The following is a 22,932-nucleotide window of genomic DNA, read 5'->3' as shown; positions in this document are numbered from 1 at the left end:
ATTCTATGCAAGTTATATTGGATATTTGACCTGCAACCAGTAAATCTAAAACCATCGAACCTACAATTACCAAATAGTGTATTTTTATGAGTGCCGGCAGGATTTTTGTATTAGCGAGTAACGTATTTAAGGAAGTAGTACGCGAGCGCATTTTCTACATCATAGGTTTTTACGGGATAATTTTGCTGGCACTTGCATCTTTATTACCGGAATTAGCTGCAGCAACAGAACATAAAATGTTTCCCGATTTTGGTTTAGCAGCAATGAGCATCCTAGGTTTAATTGTTGCTGTTTTTGTTGGTACTGGAATCGTTAACAAGGAAATAGAGAAACGTACGATATTAATGCTAATTGCTAAACCTGTGAGTCGTACTGAATTTGTGATTGGTAAATACTTGGGTTTAATAGTGGTTCTTACTGTACTAATTGCAGTTATGACAGCTATTTTTCTGAGTTTTTTGCACTACGAGAATATTGATTATTCGCTCGCTAGTATTTTTATTTTCGTAGTTTTTTTATTATTACAACTGTCTTTAATTACTGCTGTAGCTTTAGCTTTGAGTATATTTACTAATCAATTACTTGCTACAGCACTTACCTTTGCTGTCTATCTAATGGGTAATATCTCCCAAGATATATTAGAGCTTGGTCGTACAAGTCGGAGCCTAAGTATAGAACGATTAACTCAGGCTTTGTATTTAGTTGTTCCAGATTTATCACGTTTAGATTTCAAGGATGATGTATTATACGGTTTAAATGCATTACCTCAACCTCAAGGACTATTATTTGATGCAGGTTATAGCTTACTCTACTGCATCATGATTTTAGCACTTACTATCTTAATTTTTTCCCAGCGAGAATTTTAATATTCAAAGAACAGATGAAATTGAAAGAGTAGAAAAGAAAATATAAACATATAATTGACTATATTTACAGTTGGGTTTTGTAATATGATTTTGTAATATATTTATGCCTATAAATTAGCCCTTAGCATTCATTAATATTTAAAATTTATCTCTATACGTTATTTACTAAATAAATTTAAGTAAGAAAAGTAATAAATTAAGTTCTAAAGGCGATCAGATTTAACCTTATATAGCAACCATATTTTTCAAGTAAATAAATTTTGTAGAAACTCCAACGAGATATGACTACCAAATTCATTTCCATCAATTACTTAAGATTGCTATATAAATTCACAGATGTGTAAGTTTACAAGTATCGAACGATGAGTATTTGTGAGTGAATTGCAGTAATTTATTATTTGCAAGTGTCAATCGATAAATTATTGACTAGTATTAACGCAAGGGTGATTGATTTCACTGGCATAAAAAGCTCTATAATCAATGATTCCATCAGGCATAATAGTACCTAATAATTTTGCGTTAGCTAAATTTGCCTCCGTCACGTCAGCTTCAATTAAATTAGCTTCCATTAAGTTAGCCCAAGTCAAATCTGCACCAGTTAAATTTGCTTGGTTTAAGTTTGCTTCCATAAGAATTGCACCACACAATTTTGCATTACTTAAATTAGAATCGATCAACTTGGCTTCGATTAGAGAAGCTTCAATTAATCTTGCATCTCTCAGGTCTGCTTCACTTAAATCTACGTTACATAAAGAAGCACCCCATAAATTACTTTGATTTAATTTGGCACCCTTTAACACAGCATTACACAAGTTCGCGTATGCTAAATCCGTACCAACTAAATTTGCGTAGCACAAAAAGGTTTCAGATAAGTTAACTTCCCTTAAAGAAGCATGCATCAAATTTGCACGATCAAGATTTGCACCAGCTAAATTCGCTTGAGCTAGGTTTGCACCTTGCAAATCAGCATCCATCAAATTAATTCCACTTAAATCTACCCCCCTAAGATCGATTCCACTTAAGTCGTATCCGCTAAAATCCCTTTTATCATTCGATTTATCTGTAATCTGACTAAGAAAAAAATTCTGTTTCTGTGCATAGTTATTCATGATGCTTGCCTCTAGATATCCATGCTTTAAGATATTTTTTATCAATTACCGTATATTGAGAGTACACCTTAGAGGTAAAAAAAAACGATAAAATTTCAAAAAAAAATCAAAAATCAGTGAATTTTTATTTACACAGCAAGAACACACTATGTAATTAATAAAGCATGTCAAAACATCTTGATTAAAGTCATAATTTTTTGATAATTATATTCAGGTGAGAAAAACATAAAACTTCTATTTTATTGTCATCAATCTCTGAATTAACGTGACATTTTAATCCATGAATATCTCCATAGCTTATAAACAAAATTTATAAGCTATTGATAATATATATTTTCGATAAAAATTTTGATGAAAATATAGTTAACAGCACTAAATTAATATTGGGGATATAAATAGTCTTAAATTGTGATTTTTTGCCTATGGATTAATATACTAATTGTGTCAGGATAGCCTAACATATAATCAGTTAGTATTAAGTAACAGAATTAGCAATATTAAGTGAATTTTCAATCATTTATTATTTAATCACTCCAAGTTCTCAATTGTAGGTATACAAGAATAAGAGTTACTCCTAATAAAACTGTGGCAGCGGCAGCAGCATAGCCAAAATCAAACAAGCCAAAAGCTTCCTCATAAATGTAATAAACTAGTAAGTTCGTAGAATTTAAAGGACCACCACCAGTAATGACATAAACTTGCTCAAAACTGCGTAAAGTGAAGATTGCAGTTGTGACAATTGCAAATATCAGAGTAGGTTGTAATCCAGGCAAAGTAATATACCAAAATTGTTGCCAATTATTTGCTCCATCAAGTTGAGCGGCTTCATAACGGCTAGGGGGAATTGTTTGCAGACCAGCCAAAAAAACAACCATGTTAAAACCAAGTTGTTTCCAAATGCTCAAGATTATCAGTACTGGCATTGCCCAAAGGGTACTACCTAACCAAGGAATTGTTCCTAAACCTAATGCTTCTAAAAGCGAATTAACCGGACCATCCGTTTGAAATAACCACCGAAAACCCAATCCCGCAGCAACTAAAGAAACAATAGAAGGTAAGAAATAAGCACTTCGTAGCAGTCCACGCCCCAATAAAGACCTATTCAACAACACAGCTAACCCCAAAGGAATAATTAAACTGGGCATAACTGTAGCAAGGGTAAAATAAATTGTATTGCCGATAACTTGCCAAAAATCAGGACTTAAAAATAAACGCCTATAATTTTTTAAACCTACCCAGTAGGTGCCAGTAGAAGTAAAACTACCGCCAGTAAAACTAAGGTATAGCAAGTAAAAAATGGGAAACAGCACAAAAATACTAAGAATTACTAATGCTGGTGCAAGAAAAACCCATGCGGCTACTGCATCGTTATCTAAGAGTTTTTTTTCGGAAAAGCTTGGTGGAGTCATTTATCCCAGCCTGCAGTTACTTTGATATAGTTGCAGAGCTATTTTACTGTTGATTAAATGATTATTTAATGCGCTATTGCCCATATTAGAGTTACAGTATCAGCATCAAGCCTGAAAACAGAAGCTGCAGTGATGCTCAGCAAGAGGCTGACTTATACCTTTGAAGCGTTCTAAGCCTCTAGCCACAAGAGTTTTGTTTCCCCTAACAGTTGGCCATTAATAATCTAGTACTCGTAATAAATTTTATAATGATTTAATGAATTCTTTCGAGTTTTTCAAGTTTACAAATTCAAATTTATAAATTCAAAAATTTTTCTATATTCTGTCCAAAAACCTTTGTAGCGATTAAGAGTATATAAACTCATTTGAGAATCGTTTAAGATTCTAGTTAATTAGTTGGCAGTTAGGCAAATGCATAAAACAGTTTTTACCTGCATTAGACAAAACTCTGTTCGAACTCTGATTAATAGCTTAATAATCAGCTTGCTGACAATATCTACAAATCAAGCGCTTGCACAAACGCGCCCCATAAAATCACCTACAGAACCACAAACAACTCAAAATTCTGCTAATAATTCTATTACCCAGAAATTACTGGGTACTTGGGAAGCAAAAAATCTTCAAACCCCTTCAACATCAGGAAATTTAAAATTTATCTTTACACCGGTAGGTAAACTTTTAATCGTAATGTCTTCGGGAGTTTCTCAAAAACCTTTAGTTTATGAAACTGGCTATAAAATTAATTCCGACCCGAAACCAATGCATTTAGATGTGACCTTGCCTGAAAATAAAACAGTCCAGACAATTTTTGAGTTTACGGACGATGATAAACTAAAAATAGAATTGTATGAATCTAATCCTGGAAAATCTCGACCAAAAACTTTTCCTGAAAATACACCACTGTTCGAAAAAGTTTCCAAGTCTACTAGTTTACCAAAGGATACCAAAGTAATTGACCCCGGACGCCCCAACAATAACACCATTACGGCACCTCAAAATCAGCCTGCAACTAATGAGCCCCAAAATAATTCAGGTAATAACAAACCGAAAAAATAATTTGAGCAAAAACTGAGAAACATCTCCAACCAAGCAAGGTCAAGAATGATCTCAATTTATTGTATTTATTGAATATTTCGTATTATTTTTTCCTTGCTTCGATTCTAGACAGAAACTGAAATTAAATGAGCATCCAATCGATTACCCCCAGCTTAATATCTCCTAATATTAATTTGCCCACTTCTGGTCAAACTTTAAAATTAGGAATTATGGCATCTGGTAACGGTAGCAATTTTGAGGCAGTTAGCCAAGCAATACAGAATCAGCAAATAAATGCCCAAATCCAGGTTTTGATCTACAACAATCCGGGAGCTTATGTTGCAACAAGGGCAGAAAAATGCTCTGTACCTACGGTGTTAATAAATCATCGCAACTATAAAAACCGCGAAGATTTTGACACTAAAATCGTGCAACAACTACGCCAATGGGATGTAGAGTGGGTAATCATGGCTGGTTGGATGCGGTTAGTTACGCCGGTATTAATTGAGGCTTTTCCCAACCAAATAATTAACGTCCATCCCAGTTTACTACCAAGTTTTAAGGGTCTTAAAGCTGTCGAACAAGCTCTGAATTCAGGGGTGACAATTACCGGCTGCACTGTTCATTTGGTCGCATTAGAGATGGACAGCGGACCAATTTTGATGCAAGCTGCAGTCCCCATATTATCCGGGGATACTTCGGAAACACTTCATACCAGAATTCAGTTCGAAGAACACAGAATTTTACCGCAGGCGATCGCTTTAGCGGCTAGTTTGGGAAGTAATGAGTAATAAGTAATAAGTAACAAGTAATAAGTAAGGAGTAATGAGTGATGTTAGCGACTAGCACTGAGAACTACGCATCTAAAAGTGTCGCCTTTTAACTGGTCAGAATATGCTATAGGCTTATCAATTAATTACTGAGGAAAATTTGAGATATTAATAATTTAAATCAATAAAGTGTTCAGTTACCAAGCGTCATCAAAATAATAGGAAGATACTCTCATTACTCATTACTGTGCGCAATACCTAGAGCCTGCGGCGACGGCAGCTCGGAACGTGACGTTAGTCATAGCCTCTAGCTGCGCTACCTACGGATCCGGTACGCTTACGCGCTTCTACGCGCCCCGCAATACCTTACGGTACGCTTGCGCCAGGTGCTAACATTACTCATTACTCATTGATGTGAGTGCCCATATTATTCTTCACAAAAACCATTCAGCAGCACGCTCGCCTAAATCGAGTGGTATACTAACGGCTTTACCTAATCGAGGACGTTCTCGTGTTTCTTGAATAAAATTCTGGACCTGAATGCTACTGCCTAAACTATTTAAATAATCAGCTACACTATCTAAGTGCTCTTCGTATTCAGATTCGCTTAAAGGGAAAGAAGCCTGCTCGAGATACTTCCACATTACCTGAACAAATATTTTCCCCTGAGTGCGCCGCAACTGAACATCGTATGAGTATCCCCATTTATCAATCAGTAGCTCGCGTAATTCCTTTCCTGTCATTACTTCCCCCAATTATATTTTAAATTTTAGTTATGATGTTAAGTTCCATAACTCAAGTATGATAAGAGTATAAAGAAATGTAATGCTAACAAAAATGCTAGAAATATCTTGAAAAAGTTAATTCTGGTGTATTTGAGGGGTTGTTTATCTCGGCTTAGACAAGAGTTTCTCAATAATTTAGAACTCAAGTCATAATTGTTAACAAAATACAGATTGAACGTGTAGGTTATGGCTCAATTTTCGGAATCAGTAGATGTGCCCGATATGGGGCGTCGTCAGTTCATGAATCTTCTCACCTTTGGTACTGTCACAGGGGTAGCTCTAGGAGCATTGTATCCTGTTGTTAAGTACTTTATTCCTCCGGCTACCGGTGGTGGTGGTGGTGGAACAACCGCTAAAGACGCGCTGGGAGATAACATTAAAATCAGCGAGTTTCTGGAAAGCCATAATGTGGGCGATCGCACTTTAGTTCAGGGACTTAAAGGAGATCCAACTTATATTGTGGTAGAAAGCAAAGAAGCAATTACCGATTATGGTATCAATGCTATTTGCACTCACTTAGGTTGTGTTGTACCCTGGAATGTTGCTGAGAACAAATTCAAGTGTCCTTGTCACGGTTCCCAGTACGATGCGACAGGTAAAGTAGTTAGAGGTCCAGCACCTCGTTCTTTGGCACTCGCCCATGCCAAAGTTGAAGACGAAAGTATCGTTTTAAGTCCTTGGACGGAAACCGATTTCCGTACTGGTGAAGAGCCTTGGTGGGCTTAAGAATGGGGGATCGGAAATTAGGTTTCTACTTGGAGCTAAACTCTAAGTCTGAAAACCAAAGTATTTATTGTTTGAACTCGATCGGAAATAGAGAAACATTGTCCTTATAGAGATGAGAAACGTCTGTAAAACCGCGAGATTAACTCGCAGCGCGTCTTGGTTCGCTAAAACATTATTAGTTGCGATCGCTACAGTGGCAATTTTCTTCACTAGCGATTTTGCATCACCGCAAGCAGCCGTTGCTTATCCTTTTTGGGCGCAACAAACTTATCCAGAAACTCCCCGGGAACCTACTGGAAGAATTGTTTGCGCTAACTGTCACTTAGCACAAAAACCCACACAAGTTGAAGTACCTCAAGCAGTACTACCTGATAGTGTATTTAAAGCAGTAGTAAAAGTTCCCTATGACAATGGCATTCAGCAAGTAGGTGCCGATGGTTCAAAAGTTGGTTTGAACGTTGGTGCTGTGTTAATGCTGCCAGAAGGCTTTAAAATCGCTCCCGAGGATCGTATTCCGGAGAAAATGAAGGAAGAGATTGAGGGATTGTATTATCAGCCTTACAGCGAAGAAAAGCAAAACGTTGTTATTGTCGGACCTTTACCAGGCGAACAATATCAGGAAATTGTTTTCCCTGTTCTTTCTCCCAATCCCGCTACAGATAAAAACATTCAATTTGGTAAGTATTCAGTTCACGTAGGTGGTAATCGCGGACGCGGACAGGTTTACCCTACCGGAGAGAAAAGCAATAACACCGTTTACACCGCTTCTGCTGCTGGCACCATTAGTAAGATTGCTAAAGAAGAAGATGAATACGGCAGTGTTAAATATACAGTAGATATCCAGACAAAATCTGGAGAAGTTGTATTTGATACGATTCCTGCTGGCCCAGAATTGATTGTTTCTGAAGGTCAAGAAGTTGCTGCAGGTGAGCCGTTAACCAACGACCCCAATATGGGCGGATTTGGTCAAATGGATGCAGAAATTGTATTGCAAAGCAGTAATAGAATTATTGGATTAGTAGCATTTATTTGCTTGGTAATGATGGCTCAAATCATGCTAGTCCTCAAGAAGAAACAAGTCGAGAAAGTTCAGGCTGCAGAAATGAATTTTTAGCAGGTAGAACTATTTTTAATATATCATTTTCGGACAGACAAAAAGTCTGTCTGTTTTTTTATTTTCTATTTTACTTTACTTTCCGCAAATTCTTTGTTGCTATCAATAAAAAATGGTCTTACGACTGTTTTTTACAATTTTTAAAAGTCAGTAAATTCTTTAAGCCATTAAATTATTTAGAATATTAAAAATTTTAAGCTTTATTTTCAATTTCCAGTTATTATAAAGTTATTCATTTTGAATGATTTAAAATAATTTTATAAATTATATAATGGTAGAATTGCCTGGGTTAAATAAAAATATTTTGTTAAGAAAAATCTTGATTTTTTCTAGTTAGTCAATAAAAATCACTGTCTTTTATAAATAATAATTTAGAGATATACTTAAACTTTTGTGATTATTTTAGATTGTTCAAACTATCAGTTGTTAAGATTTCAAGATTTAAGATCTAAAATTAAACCAACTAAACTTTAAACTTTGAGATTTATATTTTGAAATTTGTAAAAAATAATTTAAATTGGTTGTGTCATAAATTCTACAATTCACATCAAAAATACTCCTTGAATTATGAAAATCGATCAAGAGAGCATTTTGAGCAACTATGCAAAAGCTGTAGCAGTAGGAGCTTACGATTGCCGTCACTCTTACCAATTTGGCAAACAAGACTACGTTAGACGAAATTGGGAAGACAAATATACTCGTCGCATCCTTAGTCCATTTATTCAAGAACTATACGAACACAAAAAAAACTCGAACCAAGGAATTCGAGTGATGGATCTGGGCTGTGGTGCTGGAGAAGGCTTAAATATTTTAACGACGTTACCTTTAACGACATTACCGCAGACTTCAACGACTTTGGATATAATTTCTAACAAGGTATTAGATTATCCAAGTATTGCTTCCTATAAAGGTGTGGATATTAGCCCAGCAATGATTGCGAAAGCCAAAGCACTGTATAACAAACGTTCACAAGCCGAGTTTATTGTCGCCGATCTCAACGATGGACTACCTGTAACTTCCCAGGAAGCACCCTATGATATTTACATTTCTTCCTACGGTTCTTTGTCCCACCTCAATGATGCTTCGTTAACTAACCTCATTGAGGGAATTTGTCACCACATGGGTGAAAGGGCAATTTTTGTGGCAGATTTATTAGGTAAGTATTCATACGAATGGCCTTGTTATTGGGGTTACTCGGGATCTGATAGAGCCCGAATGCATAATTATTCCATGTCCTATATCTATCCACCCCACACCCGCGCTAGCGCACAAGTAGAAGTTTTTCCGATCCGTTATTGGGGAGGAGAAGAATTAGAAAAATTAATTAGCAAAATCTCTGAGGATAACTCTGTTAAAGTTCAACGATATGCATTGTGCGATCGCTCAATTTTGGTTGGTCGTCACATGGATACTCAGGAGTATAATTCAAAAGCTCCGTCTCTAAGAGCAGCAATCAATTCTTTGTACGAACCAAATTTCCATACTGACTTAAACCAACTCATTTTTAAATATGAACCTCACTCTCAATATCCCCATTTAAATCGATTTTTTCAAAATTTACAGACAGCTTGGAATTCTATTGTCTATGGATGTATGGAAGCTTTAAGCGAATGGCGCGATATCGAGAAACTTCAAGCTGAACCACGAATCCAGAATCCACCTCTTGTCCTTAACTCAAATCGAATTATCCGTCGTCTCGTACATCAAGCTCAATTTCTTCAGTTTGACGATCCAAGAGCTAATTTAGTAGAACCCCAACTGGCCTATTTACTAAGAGATCTGGAATGGAATTTACAACAAGGTTTGGGTGCAGCTCATGGTTTAGTAGCTATTTATGAATTCTGCAAATAGGTCATTTCTCTCGATGATTTCATTAAATAACTTCACTCGATAACTTCTTCTTTTCATCTTGCTTAACAAAATAATTCCCTCAACTTAATGCTTAATGTCGCAGAAAAGTTGTTGGGATTATTTTTTCACTTAAAGTTTTACATTCTATTTCTTAAAATTAGATTACAGCAATCAATGAAAATTTGCTAATGGATACATATTTTACTGATTATGTGATTTGTCAACAATATAGATACGGCTCTAATTAGGGTGGTTCTTTAACTTTGAGGTTTCTATTTTTGGAGATTTTGAGATTTCCAAATTTATTTAAATTTTGATAAGTTCATACTAAGCCGAGGTTAGATTTTTGTGAGTTTAAAATTTTTCCATGGTTTATATTTTGCACCCATGCTGCAATTTTATATCGCAGATAATAGTGACAATAACAATTGCCGGTGATGTCATTATGCGACTAATACAGGTATTATAGATTTCAACGAATCCTAAGTATTTTGCTAAATATTCATATATTTTTTTGTCTTGGAAGACAACATTTTTTCATTTTTACGGTTAAAACTAGGTTAATCAATAGAGCAATCGCAAAATAATTTTAAAATATTCAAATTTTAATTCTGAATTTTGACCAGTCTTTTAGTATCATAAGTTTACATCTGAGCAATAATTTCATTCAAAATATGATTATGTAGGAATAGCTATACCGAAAGGTGAATTTTCTCTGAGCCTTATGGTAAAGATTAAAAAGCAAGCAGGATATAAATTCTGAAATATTGCCGTTAATCTTTGTGCAATAATCCTTAAAGGATGGTATGTTTAGAATTGTAAACTTTTCTCAGATTGTTGGGTGGTTAAGTCAGCCGCTCCAATTAGTCGGCAATTCAATCTCCAGTTGATATCAGTCCTTGCCGTTCGCGAGCAAAGCGACACAAAACAGGGTTTTGTAAATAGGAATGAGGGTATGGAATTATCCTACAAAATTTCAGAAATCTTAGGATTCTATGCAGGCTTTACATGAATATATTCGGCTAATGGAGATCGATGTGCTTAAAGATTAGAGCGTGCATTTTTATTATGCAAACCTCTTCATCGGAAATGAAATATTTAGGATATTGACCTCTTATTTCTTTGTCAAATTAAAGGGCAGATTTAAGCACGAATTGCTGGCAAAATTTCACTTGTCATGGAGAAAAGCTTTATTAGGTTATGTTGTCATTGCAGTAGATTGTAAATAAAACAACATCAAGCCAGTCATCATAATTTTCTTTCATCTAAAAGGTCAACAATAATGAGTATTGTTCAGTCAAAGTTTGAGGCTACTGATACAGCTTTCCATGTGGAAGGTTACGAAAAAATAGAATTTAGTTTGATATATGTCAATGGAGTATTTGATATCAAAAATCCAGAACTTGCACAGACATATAAAGAATTTGGGCGTTGTTTAGCTGTTGTTGATGCTAACGTCAATAATTTTTATGGTAGCCAAATCAAGGAATACTTCCAACATTACAATCTTGACCTAACTGTTTTTCCCGTTACCATTACAGAACCCAATAAGAGTATTGAGACTTTCTCCAAAATTGTTGATGCTTTTGTTGACTTTAAATTGGTTCGTAAGGAACCTGTATTAGTAGTCGGAGGTGGACTAGTTACGGACGTCACGGGTTTTGCTTGTTCTGCTTACCGTCGTCGTAGTAACTATATTCGTATTCCGACCACGCTGATTGGTTTAATTGATGCTAGCGTTGCAATTAAGGTTGCAGTCAATCATAAGAAGTTAAAAAATCGTCTCGGTGCTTATCATGCTTCCAAGAAAGTACTTCTCGACTTTTCATTTTTAGGAACTTTACCAACTGAGCAAGTCCGTAATGGTATGGCTGAGCTAGTCAAAATAGCTGTAGTAGCCAACGAAGAAGTCTTTAATTTGCTTGAAGAGCATGGGGAAGAATTACTTCGTACTCACTTTGGTAACATCGATGCAAGTCCTGAAATTAAAGAGATTGCTCAGAAAGTTACATACGAAGCAATCAAAACCATGTTGGAATTGGAAGTTCCAAACCTGCATGAACTAGACTTGGATAGAGTAATTGCTTACGGTCACACTTGGAGTCCGACCCTAGAATTAGCACCCCGAGTACCGATTTATCACGGTCACGCAGTTAACATTGATATGGCTTTATCTGCAACTATTGCCCAAAAGAGAGGTTATATTAGCCCAGAACAACGTGACCGTATTCTTGGTTTAATGAGTCGTATTGGTCTTTCCCTGGACCATCCTTTGTTAGATGAAGAGTTGTTATGGCGCGCGACCGAATCTATTTCTCTCACTAGAGATGGTAAGCAAAGAGCTGCTGTACCTAAGCCCATTGGAAGCTGTTTCTTTGTTAATGACTTCACTCGGGAAGAATTAGCTGATGCTGTTGCGGCCCATAAGGAAATTTGTAAAAACTATCCTCGTGCGGGTGAGGGTGTAGATGTTTACCCAATGAACTATCAAGCAGAACCTGAGTTAGTTGGGAGTGAACAATGATGAACAATACTTTACAAACATCAGCCCCCAGACCAGTTACACCTGTGGGAATTCTCGCTCAACAGCTAGAAAGTTTAGTCAAAGCAGCTAAGGAACAAACAGATTTACCTGCTGAATTTCAGCAGAATCTCGAACAAGCTTGGCAGTTAGCTGCAGGTTTAGATCCTTATTTAGAAGGATGTACTACAAGTGAATCATCTGCTTTAACAGCCCTCGCAACTAAAACTGCACGGGAAGGGTGGAATCAACGTTTCCAGGACGGTACTACCGTTCGCCATTTAGAACAAGAAATGCTTTCCGGTCATGTAGAGGGACAAACTCTGAAAATGTTTGTTCACATGACTAAAGCCAAAAGAATTCTGGAAATCGGGATGTTTACCGGTTATTCAGCTTTAGCTATGGCGGAAGCTTTACCTGTAGATGGGGAATTAGTCGCTTGCGAAGTTGATCCCTATACGGCAGAATTTGCCCAAGCAGAATTTGCAAAATCAACTGATGGTAGCAAAATTCGAGTAGAAGTAGGCTCAGCCTTAGAAACTCTCGATAAATTAGCTGCAGCAGGGGAGCCCTTTGATTTCGTGTTTATTGATGCTGACAAAAAAGAGTACGTACAGTACTTCCAAACCTTGTTGGAGAAAAATTTATTGACTCCATCTGGATTTATCTGTGTGGACAATACTCTACTTCAAGGACAGGTTTATTTAGAAGCAGAACGACAAACTCCCAATGGAGAAGCAATTGCTAAATTCAATGATTTTGTTGCTGCTGACACCCGCGTAGAGCAGGTTTTGTTACCACTGCGTGATGGTCTAACTATCATTCGTCGAGTTAGCTAATTTAACTGATTTCTTTCGCGGGTTAGGGTAGGGTTAAGCTTCAAGATTTAAATCAAAGCTTTGTAGAGATATCAGGCTCTAATCCTATTCCGCGAATCTTTTATTGCAGATGATGATTGGGAAAACTAGGGTCTGTCATGTTTAGCTTTTCCTTAGGTGATGAGCAATAAATTTGCCCACACAAACTTCTCATCCATAACATTTATGTTTTGCACTGCATTTTGCTCTCAAAGAGCGACTTAATTCACGAAAAACTCTCACATTTTTATGGGTTTTTCTTATATCTTTGCACTGTAACTAAGAGACTTGTTAGTCTGCTTACTCCCAAGTTCTGAAGTCTTTTGCGTTCCCTCCTTTGCACTCCGATGGCACAATCTGTTTTTTCCTCCAATTTTGACAATAAAATAACATCTATGTCTTTGAAGACAAACTTAAAGGTTATCCTGAAAAATATTGCTACTTTAGGACTTCTTCTGCTTGCGCTCCCCTTTAATGTTTTAATTGTTACATTGTCTTTGATTTTCCAAAGATTCGGCATAAAAGGTAAAAATATAGATTCCGAAGCAGTAGAGCCGAAAAATATCTTGATTAGCGGTGGGAAAATGACTAAGGCTTTACAATTAGCCCGTTCTTTCCATGCTGCAGGACATCGAGTAGTGCTAATGGAGACACACAAATACTGGTTGTCCGGTCATCGTTTTTCTAATTCTGTAGATAAATTTTATACAATAAGTGTTCCTGAAAAGAACCTTCAAGCTTATATTCAAGATTTAATTGACATCATAAAAAAAGAAAATATAGATGTTTACATTCCTGTAACTAGTCCGGTTGCAAGTTATTATGACTCTTTAGCAAAACCAATTATCTCTGAGCATTGTCAAGTATTTCACCTAGATGTAGAAATCACAGAAATGCTTGACGATAAATTTACTTTTAGCCAAAGAGCAGGTGGTATGGGCTTATCCGTACCAAAATCTTTTAAAATTACTGCTCCGGAGCAAGTTTTTAACTTTGATTTCAGTGGCGAAACTCGCAAATATATCCTTAAAAGCATTCCTTATGATTCTGTCCGACGTTTAGATTTAACTAAACTTCCCTGCGATACACTCGAACAAATGGAAGCGTTTGTGAGAAGCTTACCAATTAGCCCTCAAAAGCCTTGGATAATGCAAGAATTTATTCCAGGTAAAGAATACTGTACCCATAGTACAGTACGTGATGGTGAAGTAAGGCTGCACTGTTGTTGTGAATCTTCAGCATTTCAGGTTAACTACGAAAACATCGAACATAGTAAAATTCGTGAATGGGTAACTCATTTCTTGGGAGAATTAGGAGTTACTGGACAATTATCTTTTGATTTTATTGAAGCAGAAGATGGCGAAGTTTATGCCATTGAATGTAATCCTAGAACTCACTCAGCAATTACCACTTTTTATAATCATCCCGAAGTCGCAAATGCTTATATCGGTCAACAACCACAAGTAGAACCTATCGAGCCTTTAGTGCATAGTAAACCCACATATTGGTTGTACCACGAAATTTGGCGATTAACTGGCATTCGTTCCTCAGGACAATTAAGAAATTGGCTAGTTAATATTTGGCGAGGAACAGATGCAATTTATCAATTCAACGATCCATTGCCATTTCTGATGGTACATCACTGGCAAATTCCCTTGTTACTTTTACAGAATCTATTAAAACTTAAGGGTTGGACCAGAATAGATTTCAACATTGGTAAGCTTGTGGAATCGGGAGGAGATTAAGCTTAGTTTTACATTTAATTTTATAACAGTCATACTTGATATGACTGTTAAGCCCCTTTTATAATTGTTGGGAATTATCCCTATAATCCCTACAAATTACAATTTCGAAAAATTTTGCATTTCCTACATTCATCTCCACAGGTTTAGTGTCTGGGTTTATCTGACACTATTAACTCGTTCTAGGGATGCGCTAGTTTTATAACTCACACAAAATTATGCAGACTAATAATAGAATTTCACTTTCTTCAACCCAAAACAAGACTGAATTACCTCTTTCACAAGTACAGGAAAATGCTTGGTTTTTATATAGATTAGAAAATAACAGTTGTGCAGATAAATTTAGTTTTGCTTTTTCTTGGCATAATAAAATAAATAATCAATTTTTTGCACAAGCATTACAGCAACTTTTACAACGTCATCTATTATTAAATAGTATATATATAGAAGATGTTGGTAAAGTTACTAGAAGTATAAAAAGCCAAGTACAAGTTAAATTAGAAAATATTTTAGAATTTGTTGATGCTGCTAGTTGGAATGAAGAGGAAATACAACATCAACTCTCGAGATTTTCTCACATTTCATTTAATTTAGCAGAAGGAATCGTATTAAGAGTCGGAGTTTTTAATATTACTCCTGTAAATCATATAGTTTTATTCACTATACATCGAATAGCAGGCGATCATTGGAGTCTATTAAAACTAGTCGATGAATTTTTAATTTTATATAAATGTCAAATATCTGGTCGAGATATAAATATTAATATAGAAAGAATTTCTACAACTTATCAAGATTATGTAGAGAAAGAAAATAATTTATTAGAGAGTGCAGCAGGAGTAACCCTAAGAAAATGGTGGCACAGTAAACTTACAGGTGAGTTACCGATAATAGATTTACCTAGTTCGCGTTCCCGTCCTCCCCTAAGAAGTTATCAAGGTGGATCAATTCAATTTACTATTCCTTCTGAATTAGTTTTTAAAATTAAGAAATTTACCGAGATACAACAAGTCGATATTTCTACATTCTTTTTATCAGCTTTTGGTTTACTAATTTATCGTTACACTGATACTGAAGACATTTTAATCGGTTTACTATCAGCTTTGAGAAACGAATTTAAATATGACAAATTAGTTGGAAATTTAGCAAATATAACTGTAATTAAAAATAATATTTCTCATCATTTGAACTTCGTAGAATATCTTCAGCAAGTTAAAACAGAAGTCGAATTAGCCAAACCTAGGTGTAATTATCCTTTTTCTCAACTCGTCAAAGAGCTACAACCCAATTCCCAATTAAGTTATCCACCTATTTGTCAGGTAGGGTTTGAATATTACAATTTAGCAAAACTAGAAGAAATTTCCCAAATATTAGACCAAAACAATCACGAATTTGAATTTTTTAAATTTACTCAACAAAGTACAGAATTTGATTTAAGTTTATCTCTTCTTGAATCTCAAGAAAATTTTCTTGCTTCTATTCATTACAACAGTACTTTATTCGATGAAGATTGTATTAATCGCGCAGTAGAACATTTGCAGGTTCTATTCGAATCAATTATTGAAACTCCACAAAAATCAATTTCTCAATTAGAGATACTTACAAAAAAAGAGCAAAATAAATTACTTATAAATTGGAATAATACAGCAAAAAATTACGATTTGTCTCGTTGTTTACATCAGTTATTTGAGTATCAAGTTAAACGTAATCCCAACTCTAATGCTATTACTTTTGGCGAAGAAACACTAACTTATCAAGAACTTAATAATAAAGCAAACCAATTAGCACATTACTTACAAACTCTGGGAGTTAAAGTAGAAGTTTTGGTGGGTATTTGTATAGAACGTTCTCTAGAAATGGTAATAGGACTTTTAGGTATTCTCAAAGCTGGCGGCGCTTATGTCCCTCTAGATCCTGAGTATCCTTCACAACGTTTAGCTGATATCTTGGAAGACTCTCAAGTATCGGTCCTATTAACCCAAGAAAAACTTTTAAAACAACTACCCAAAAATCAAACTCATACCCAAGAATTATCCACCACTCCAGAGAAAGATAAAGATTTAAAACTTCATCTCTCTCCAGAGATAGTCTGTTTGGATAGTGAGTGGGAAGAAAAGATTAGTACTCAAGAAACAAGTAACCCAATCAACGATATTAGCCCAGAGAATCTTGCTTATGTAATCTATACCTCTGGTTCAACAGGTAAACCCAAGGGTGCAATGAATACCCATCGAGGTATCTGCAATCGCTTGCTGTGGATGCAGGAAGCATATCACCTTGATTCAACGGATAGGGTATTACAAAAAACTCCCTTCAGTTTTGATGTCTCAGTGTGGGAATTTTTCTGGACTTTATTAAATGGAGCGGAGTTAATAGTTGCTAAACCGGGGGGTCATAGAGATAATAATTACCTCAGGGATCTTATAATCAAAAGCCAGATTACTACTTTGCATTTTGTTCCTTCTATGTTACAAGTCTTTTTAGACACAGGTGGTTTAGAAAAATGTAAATCTCTCAGACGAGTAATCTGTAGCGGTGAAGCTTTACCATTAGACTTACAAACAAGATTTTTCCAACTTTTAGAATGCGAACTGCATAACCTTTACGGTCCCACGGAAGCAGCAATTGATGTCACATTTTGGCAATGTCAACGTCATAACAATAACCAACTCACATCTGTACCCATTGGTCGTCCAATTGCTAACACGCAGATTTATATCCTTGATTCCCAAATGCAACCAGTACCAACAGGGGTCACAGGAGAAATTTACATTGGTGGGTTTGGAGTTGGACGAGGTTATCTAAACCTTCCTGAATTAACAACACAAAGATTTATTCCCGACCCTTTTTATAAGTCAAAACAGATCGCACCTCCCGATCTCTTAACCCCAATCCCCAGTCCCAATATGACGCTGTCGCGTCACGCTATAGCTGCGCTACCTGCGGATCCGCTAACCCCAGTCCCCAATCTATACAAAACTGGAGATTTAGGTCGCTATTTAGCGGATGGAAATATTGAATATATTGGTCGAGCAGATTACCAAGTTAAAATTCGAGGTTTTCGAATTGAATTAGGCGAAATTGAAAATGCTTTATCTGCTCATCCACAAGTCCGCGAAGCTGTTGTAATTACTCGCAGTGATAAACAGGGAGACAAACAACTAGTAGCTTATATTACTGTTGATGGGGAACAGCCAACACCGGATATATTCAGGGAATTTCTCAAGCAGAACTTACCCGATTACATGGTACCTGCAGCTTTTGTTATTCTGGAAGCCCTACCACTAACACCAAGCGGAAAAGTAAATCGTCGGGGATTACCCAAACCAACAGTTACGAACTTTAGCCAGCAAAATAATTTTATTCCTCCACGCAACGATACAGAGAAAGGTTTGACAAAGATCTGGTCGCAGATTCTCGACATTCAACCCATAGGTGTTTTCGATAACTTCTTTGAATTAGGTGGTACTTCCCTTAGTGCAATTTATTTGATGGCTGAAATTAGAAAACAATTTGCAAAAGATTTACCCCTAGCAGCAGTTTTAACGAATCCAACAATTGCAGAACTGAGTAATATTCTCCATTTAAGTTCTGATAGTTTTGATAATTCTCCTTTAGTTCCGATTCAAACAAAAGGTAATAAAGAACCATTTTTCTGCGTCCACCCTGCAGGTGGTCATGTTCTATGCTATTTCAATTTGGCGCGTTATTTGGGCGACGACCAACCATTTTATGGCTTACAAGCCCAAGGTTTTAACAGCGAAGAAGAACCCTTGACAAAAGTTGAGGATATGGCAAGCTTATACGTCCAAGCCATTCAAAAAATTAAACCTAATGGACCTTATCAAATTGGTGGCTGGTCATTTGGTGGGGTAGTAGCATTTGAAGTAGCTCAACAACTACAAAAACAAGGACATGAGGTTTCCCTACTAGCAATATTAGATTCTTACATGCCAGTTATTTTGGATAAACAAAAGAAAATTGACAATCCTTATCTAGTAGGAGTATTGTCAAGAGTTTTTGGTGGGATGTTTGGTAAAGATAATTTGGTTTCGCCAGATGAGATTAAACATTTGGGTGTGGAAGAACAAATCGATTACATTATTGAGAAGGCAAGAGAACTCAAGATATTTCCTCCAGGTGTAGAACGCCAGCAAAATCGCCGAATTCTTGATGTGTTGGTGGGAACTCTTAAAGCAACTTACTCTTACGTACGTCGACCATATCCAGGAAAGGTTACTGTCTTCCGCGCTAGGGAAAAACATATTATGGCTCCCGATCCAACCTTAGTTTGGGTTGAATTATTCTCTGTGATGGCAGCACAGGATATTAAGATTGTTGATGTTCCGGGCAATCACTATACTTTTATTTTGGAACCCCACGTTAAAGCTTTAGCTGACAGCTTAAAACCTTTTCTCCAATAGGTACGAGTTCGATAATTAACTGGTACAGGACTTGCGCACGGACAATGCAATTACAGTCATTACGACGATGGGTTAGTAAAGCGTTTCTGCAAGGAAATAGCATTCACCGTAGGTGCGGTTCATCTCAAACCAATGACCTTGCGGTCACGCTATAGCTATAGCTGCGCTACCTGCGGAGCCGCTACCTTACGGATCCGCTAATGAAAATAAGTCCCTTTGGGACTCGCTACGCTAAGGTAATGAGTGCGTAAGTCCGATGGTCAAATCTAAGACTTTCACCGTAAAAAAATAGAAGTATTGAACATTTGAACGCAGAGTGTCAATTAGTTGACGAAAATCCCCGATTCCTATTGGTAGCGATCGGGGATTTTCATTAAACTGCATTTTGCAACAAGAATAGACAAATAAGAATAGAAAAAATAAGAGAATAAATCTAAAAATTAAGCACCATGATAATTTTCAAAACTGGTGTTCACAATCAATTGAACCCCTCACTTACGAGCAATAGTGTTATTTATCACTGTTGTCATATCCAAAGCATGTTTTGATTACATTTCATTAATTTTGTAAATATTATTTTTTCTTTACCTTGATTTCATAGAAAATAACCGCAATAATACCAAATCCGTTTATGCTTTATTACGTTACAAAAAAATAAGTTACTGGGAATAAATCGGAGATGAAATCACTTATAAAACAAGGAACAACAGCAATAATTGGTTTGCTATTGTTTTCTACTCCAGCATATTCAGAACATTCGACTAATAATCAAAACAGTAAATCTAATTCTAACTATCTTACAAATGTCACACCAAATGTTATTGGGAAATCAGTAATAGAAACAACCGATCAATATTTACCTTTAAAGCAAAATTTAAAGCAAAAAAATATTTTAGTACAAGTAAAACCGAACAATTCTCCAGATACTTTAACTAATACAACTACCCCTAAGCTTAAGAGTAACCAGTCATCTTTATTTACTGCTGCTAATGCTGCAAAAATATTACCTGCAGATACAGCATTATTTGGTTATGTTAATACGTCATCACCTGATTGGGAAGATATGGGGCGTTTTCAGCTATTTCGATTACTCGGACAAGTAATCTCAACGTCCCTTGTATTTCTCCCAAGTCAATACACAAATTATGCTTCTTATTTACAACCTTGGATTGGAGATCATGTTGTATTTGCGTTTTTACCCAAAAGTGAGGATAAGCTCTCCAGCATAAATTCTAGCTTTTTAACTTTGGCAGCAGTCAAAGACGAGCAAGCTTTGCAAGGTATTATAGATAAATTTAAGAGAAGTGTTACAAACATTAAGGAGCAAGAGTATAAAGGTATCCAAATCTTAGAAATAGATACTTCTCAAGGAAGACCGTCATTAACTCAGCGATCAAGATTAAACTTTTTACAATTACGTTCCTCAAAGACATCTTTGAAGAAAAAGCCGAAAATTAACAGCCAAAAACAAACTTTAGCGATCGCAGTCGTTCCTGGCTATGTTACAGTTGCAACTTCAGTTCAGCCAATCAAACAGTTGATCGATAGTTCTGTTTCCCAAGGTAATACAGACAATTTATTTGATAATCCCAACTTTCAGCCAGCAATGAGTCATCCCTTGGCGAATAAAGCAATGTTTGGGATGTATCAAAATCCGATCGAATATGTGAATTTACTGGAAAGTTTTATCAAGGATCCGCGTTTATCTTTTCCTCCTGAAAGTATGGAGTTGTTGAATACAAATATCAGGCAGATTAGGGAACAAATCAAACCATATAATAGTACTAATAGCTTTATTACCATCCAGCCTGAGGGATTACGTTTCCAAGTTGTTGCTCATCGCAAAAAGGCTCTAACCGCTTCCCAAGTTAAATTAGCAAATATTCCAGAGGAAAAAATTCTCTCTTCCATACCTGCTGCGACATATTCTGCATTTACCGGCAAAAATATTAATCAAACATGGCAAATAATATCTCGGTTATTTGCAACTCAACCCAAAGCTGCTGATAGTTTGGAAGAGTTTCGTAATTTCTTCCGTAGTAACACTGGCTTAGATTTTGAGAAAGATATTATCAACTGGATGGATGGGGAATATGCTTTCTTCTTTTATCCTACTAAAGGTGGTTTTTTATCATCTGTAAATCCTAATTTATCATCTACAAGTTCAAACCTTAACTTGGGTATAGGTTTGAGTTTCCAAACCAGTAACCGAAAAGCAGTATCTAACACTTTGGATAAACTAAATGAATTTATCCAAACCGTCTCTAAAAACGAAGTTACAGTTAGCAATAGCACTATCAAAGGTAACTCAGTTACTAGTTGGGAATCGCAATCCCCAACAGATCCTTCAGCTTATAGTTTGCTTGCTTATAGTTGGTTAGATGATGACACTGTAATGATTACTACTGGAAAAGGAGCAATTGCAGACTTAGTACCGCAGCCTTATGTGTCATTACCTTCTGCTTATAATTTCAAAACAGCAACTAATTCTTTTCCCCATCCAAATCAAGGATATTTTTATATGAATATGGGATCTGTCCTGTCATGGGCTTATGGTTTTGTACCAGCAGAATTTAACAGTCCATATTTCCAAACGTTTAAACAAGGTATTGGTTCTATTTATAGTATCAGTTCCAGCAGTTCTACTACAGCCGAACGAGAACAATTTGACACGTTAATTGTTTTGGCTCCAGTAAGAAAAGAATTGAACCAATTCGAAAAAGTTAAAAATTAATAGCAGAATTATGCGCAATACTTACAGTACGCCCTTAGCCTGCGGCGTCGGCAAAGCCTCTGACTAACGTCACGCTCCGCTAACCGCTAGCTCGCGCCCCGCTTTGCTAACAGGACAGATCGCGTCCTTACGGACGAGCAGAAGACAGGAGTCAGGAGTAGAATACCAATACCTTTTACCACTGACTTTCAGCTTTTAACCTGCACCTCAATGACTCACAATCTGCTATAAACTCTTCATACTTCAGCATGGGGTACTTTCAGGAATTTAAAAAATAATTTCCACCATTATCGGTTGCCTGTGGGGGCGCATGTTGATGCGCCCTAATTTTTGATCTGTCTCACAATTTGTATTTGTAGTACGGTATACCCTACCCTTGTATCCGGTATGCACACCTTACTCCTTATTTATTGATTTTGTTATATTAGTTTACAAAGAGAAACAAAAGTTAAAAAAGAGGTAACAACTATGATGTTTGCAATTTTAATTGGACTATTTGTAACTGCTTGGGTCGCTGCTGCTGTAATCGGTAGCCAAGCTTATTTCAGAGGCGAACAAAGAAAACCCATTCACGAACGTAATTGGGCTTCTGAATCTTTTGATGTTTTAGCTAAATCTGTAACTGGTAAAGAGACAAATTATAGCGATCGCATTCCTGCTTATAGAATGGATGCTTATGCAAGTAGCAATACTTCCAACTAAAAATAACCAAGCAGAATCAATGTGAAAATAGATACCTAGGTTAGCAATTTTGCACTCGCTACAAATATCTTGTTGCGCATGTCGTGGGTGCAAATTATTCCTTATTCTTGATAATGAGACGTACTTTATCAAGAATATTAGTAAGCTATTAAAAAACTACAATGTGAAGAATCCCATGTTAGCTTTTGACGGTAAAACCTCAACAGTAAACCGTCAAGAAGCTCAAGCGGGTTGACACTCTCCCATCTGGAAGATGGAAGATTCTTCCAAGCCTAGACAGCATAGCTTGA

General features: G+C 36.3%; 15 protein-coding genes. 12 read left to right on the top strand and 3 right to left on the bottom strand.

What is annotated here, in order from left to right; genetic code table 11:
• Positions 1-86: 86 nt before the first annotated feature.
• A complete protein-coding gene (locus tag BC008_RS40830; protein ID WP_027842955.1) occupies positions 87-866 on the top strand; it encodes an ABC transporter permease in 780 nt (259 codons plus the stop codon).
• Between the two features lie 419 nt (positions 867-1,285).
• On the opposite strand, the gene BC008_RS40825 is transcribed toward BC008_RS40830, so the two are convergent.
• Positions 1,286-1,975, bottom strand: coding sequence for a pentapeptide repeat-containing protein (locus BC008_RS40825; protein WP_058184623.1), 690 nt, complete (start codon positions 1,973-1,975; stop codon positions 1,286-1,288).
• Positions 1,976-2,499: 524 nt separating this feature from the next.
• On the bottom strand, positions 2,500-3,384 hold the full coding sequence (locus BC008_RS40820) for a carbohydrate ABC transporter permease (protein WP_027842956.1): 885 nt from the start codon (positions 3,382-3,384) through the stop codon (positions 2,500-2,502).
• Positions 3,385-3,795: 411 nt separating this feature from the next.
• On the opposite strand from BC008_RS40820, the gene BC008_RS40815 reads away from it, so the two are divergent.
• Positions 3,796-4,440, top strand: coding sequence for a hypothetical protein (locus BC008_RS40815; RefSeq protein WP_058184621.1), 645 nt, complete (start codon positions 3,796-3,798; stop codon positions 4,438-4,440).
• Between the two features lie 125 nt (positions 4,441-4,565).
• Complete coding sequence (gene purN / locus BC008_RS40810) at positions 4,566-5,210, top strand: phosphoribosylglycinamide formyltransferase (RefSeq protein WP_027842957.1); 645 nt, start codon at positions 4,566-4,568, stop codon at positions 5,208-5,210.
• A 413-nt stretch (positions 5,211-5,623) separates the two neighbouring features.
• Here the strand turns inward: purN and BC008_RS40805 are convergent, their stop codons facing one another.
• Positions 5,624-5,932, bottom strand: coding sequence for a DUF3067 family protein (locus BC008_RS40805; RefSeq protein ID WP_027843124.1), 309 nt, complete (start codon positions 5,930-5,932; stop codon positions 5,624-5,626).
• A gap of 228 nt (positions 5,933-6,160) precedes the next feature.
• Between BC008_RS40805 and petC the strand changes: the two genes are divergently transcribed.
• The 9 genes from petC to BC008_RS40760 all read left to right on the top strand — a co-directional run bounded on the left by petC (position 6,161) and on the right by BC008_RS40760 (position 22,642).
• Positions 6,161-6,700: a cytochrome b6-f complex iron-sulfur subunit gene (gene petC / locus BC008_RS40800; protein ID WP_027843123.1), complete on the top strand. Its 540-nt coding sequence runs from the start codon at positions 6,161-6,163 to the stop codon at positions 6,698-6,700.
• A 112-nt stretch (positions 6,701-6,812) separates the two neighbouring features.
• On the top strand, positions 6,813-7,814 hold the full coding sequence (petA, locus tag BC008_RS40795; protein ID WP_027843122.1) for a cytochrome f: 1,002 nt from the start codon (positions 6,813-6,815) through the stop codon (positions 7,812-7,814).
• Between the two features lie 567 nt (positions 7,815-8,381).
• Positions 8,382-9,665: a class I SAM-dependent methyltransferase gene (locus BC008_RS40790; protein ID WP_235596012.1), complete on the top strand. Its 1,284-nt coding sequence runs from the start codon at positions 8,382-8,384 to the stop codon at positions 9,663-9,665.
• Between the two features lie 1,282 nt (positions 9,666-10,947).
• On the top strand, positions 10,948-12,189 hold the full coding sequence (locus BC008_RS40785; protein WP_027843120.1) for a sedoheptulose 7-phosphate cyclase: 1,242 nt from the start codon (positions 10,948-10,950) through the stop codon (positions 12,187-12,189).
• On the top strand, positions 12,189-13,025 hold the full coding sequence (locus BC008_RS40780; RefSeq protein WP_027843119.1) for an O-methyltransferase: 837 nt from the start codon (positions 12,189-12,191) through the stop codon (positions 13,023-13,025). The genes BC008_RS40785 and BC008_RS40780 overlap by 1 nt, the downstream gene beginning before the upstream one ends.
• A 365-nt stretch (positions 13,026-13,390) precedes the next feature.
• Complete coding sequence (locus BC008_RS40775) at positions 13,391-14,788, top strand: ATP-grasp domain-containing protein (RefSeq protein ID WP_027843118.1); 1,398 nt, start codon at positions 13,391-13,393, stop codon at positions 14,786-14,788.
• Positions 14,789-15,003: 215 nt separating this feature from the next.
• On the top strand, positions 15,004-19,206 hold the full coding sequence (locus tag BC008_RS40770; protein WP_036265298.1) for a non-ribosomal peptide synthetase: 4,203 nt from the start codon (positions 15,004-15,006) through the stop codon (positions 19,204-19,206).
• Between the two features lie 679 nt (positions 19,207-19,885).
• Positions 19,886-21,940: a DUF3352 domain-containing protein gene (locus BC008_RS40765; RefSeq protein WP_027843117.1), complete on the top strand. Its 2,055-nt coding sequence runs from the start codon at positions 19,886-19,888 to the stop codon at positions 21,938-21,940.
• Positions 21,941-22,411: 471 nt separating this feature from the next.
• The gene (locus BC008_RS40760) at positions 22,412-22,642 is read left to right on the top strand and encodes a photosystem II protein, Psb35-related (RefSeq protein WP_027843116.1); all 231 of its coding nucleotides are present in this window, start codon (positions 22,412-22,414) and stop codon (positions 22,640-22,642) included.
• Positions 22,643-22,932 lie beyond the last annotated feature (290 nt).

This window comes from Mastigocoleus testarum BC008 (assembly GCF_001456025.1).
GTDB classification, from domain to species: Bacteria; Cyanobacteriota; Cyanobacteriia; order Cyanobacteriales; family Nostocaceae; genus Mastigocoleus; species Mastigocoleus testarum.
Note: the sequence above shows the minus strand (reverse complement) of the source record. Positions and strands in the feature narration are given on the sequence as shown.